Genomic DNA, 2,032 nt, shown 5'->3' with positions numbered 1-2,032 from the left:
TTCCAGTCAGCGTCGACGAAGCCTGGCAGGTGTTCAGCCAAAGTGAGTCGATCCAGACGGCGCTCAAGCGCTATCCCTACATGCATCTAGAGGAAGTTCGCCCGGACTCGTTGCCGTGGCCTCCAATTCCCGGCGAGCCGGCGGAACTTGACGCGTATGTACCTTTTCGGGCCGATGCGCCGAGCGAAACCGAAGATGCGCTCGATCGCGGCCTGCTCGCCTTCTTCCTGGGTCGACGGCTGCATCTGATCTGGTGCGAGATGAACGGCTGCGCGCCGGGCGCAAGCGCGGAAGCGGGGCGACCCGATCCGCCCCCCAAACCGCGTTCCGACAAGTCCGCATCGGGCCAATCGGACACCTTCATCGTCCATATCGACTCACCATGGGGAGGCGGCAAGACGACGTTTGCGAACTTCGTCGCCCGTGTGCTCGACCCGCGCAACAGCCCGCTGACCGAGAACCATTTTCTGCGCCCGGTCGTGGCTCCCCTCGCGAGCCCGGATGAATTGGCGGCGATCAAAATCGAGGAGGTTTTCTTCCTTGATCCACATCGCGACGAGGAGGAGCGGAATCGCTGGCCCGAGGAGGCGCGCAGGCCATGGATCATCGCCAACTACAACGCTTGGCGCGATCAGTATGTTCAGCCACCGTGGTGGCACTTGTTTTTGACGATCGAAGCCGCAGTCTGCAAAGAGCTTTTCGCCGAGGCACGAGATGGAATCGGCCGGTTTTTCAAGGTCGGATGGAGGGATAAGCTATCGGTAGCGGGGCAAGTTTGGAGCAGCCTCCGACGCTGGCTTTTGATCCGTTCGGAAAGGCTGTTTTATCAGATTTGGAACGCAAAGTTTCGCGACCAATTCACCCTGTTGTTTCTGGTTGCCGTGCTTTTCTTTATCATTTGGCAAACAGGTCTCGTGACCAAGATTTTGGAGGGTGCCGTCAAGGACCCCCTCAGCAAGGTCGTCAAAGACCGCATCGACGCCGCCGTTGCCATTCTGGGATTTGCCGGCGTCAGTGTGGCCGCTTTTCTCAAGGTTATCAGTCAGTCGCTGACGCCGGACCTTGATTTTACCGCCGAGCACAAGCAGATCGGCGTGCGCGATCCGATCGGCCGGTTTCGCAATACTTTCCAGCGGATACTCGAACACGCGGCTCGGCCGGTCTTGTTGATCGTTGACGACATCGACCGCTGCGAGCCGCGCGCGGTGGTCGAGATCTTGCGTGGGTTTCAGACCATCGTCCGTTCGTCCCGCTTGTTCGTCCTCGTGCTCGGCGATCGGTCGTGGATCGAGAAGGCGCACGAGATCTACCACAAGGATTTCGCCGGCATCACCGTAGGTACGGAAAGCCGGTTGGGCGAGCGGTTCGTGGAAAAGATGTTCCAGCTGTCCTTCACCCTACCGGCAATGAAGCCCGAAATTCGCGAGCGCTTCACTCGGGCCGTCCTCGACGGGGTGCTTGAAGGAAGGGCGGATGGCGAATCGAATACGGGCACCGGGATTGCCGCCCCGGCCGGCGGGGGCGGCGCGGCCGATATGCCCGTAGCGTCCGACACAGATGTGCTTCGGGAGCTCGAGCAGAAAGTTGGCGAGGCCATCGACAAGTTCGCGACTGTCGAGAAGCGCGAGGAGCAGGTCAACCTTGCGAAGCAGGAGGCGGTGGAACGGGGAGCCGAAAAAGCGCACGTCGACGCACTTGCCAACACCAAGCTTGTGGCGGCCGCGGCTTCCGATCCGGGATATGAACGGCAAGTGGCCAATGTGCTGTTCGAGCTCGCGGCCAGGCTTCCCAACAATCCAAGACAAATCAAACGGATCATCAACGCCTTCGCCATCTACGAGACCGTCGGTCGCTTCTATTTCGACTACCAGCTCGGCACGGACAAAACCGCCGAAAATGGAGAAGTTGGCGCACGCCGCTGGCGCCAACTCGCGATCTGGGTGACGCTCGCGACGGAATGGCCGGACACCTGGCGGGCGCTGGCGCGCGAGCCGCGCCTGATCGATGCGGCCTATGCCGACGATCTCGCCGA

Annotated in this window: 1 protein-coding gene; it reads left to right on the top strand. The window is 60.9% G+C overall.

Features of this window, described 5'->3' with window-relative positions; genetic code table 11:
- Positions 1 to 80: 80 nt before the first annotated feature.
- Positions 81 to 2,032, top strand: a 1,952-nt coding sequence (locus tag VGY55_02015) for a P-loop NTPase fold protein (protein ID HEV2968733.1), incomplete at its 3' end; no start/stop codon positions are given.

The sequence above is a fragment of the Pirellulales bacterium genome (assembly GCA_035939775.1).
Lineage (GTDB): Bacteria > Planctomycetota > Planctomycetia > Pirellulales > DATAWG01 > DASZFO01.
This window is presented reverse-complemented; position numbering and strand designations above follow the sequence as displayed.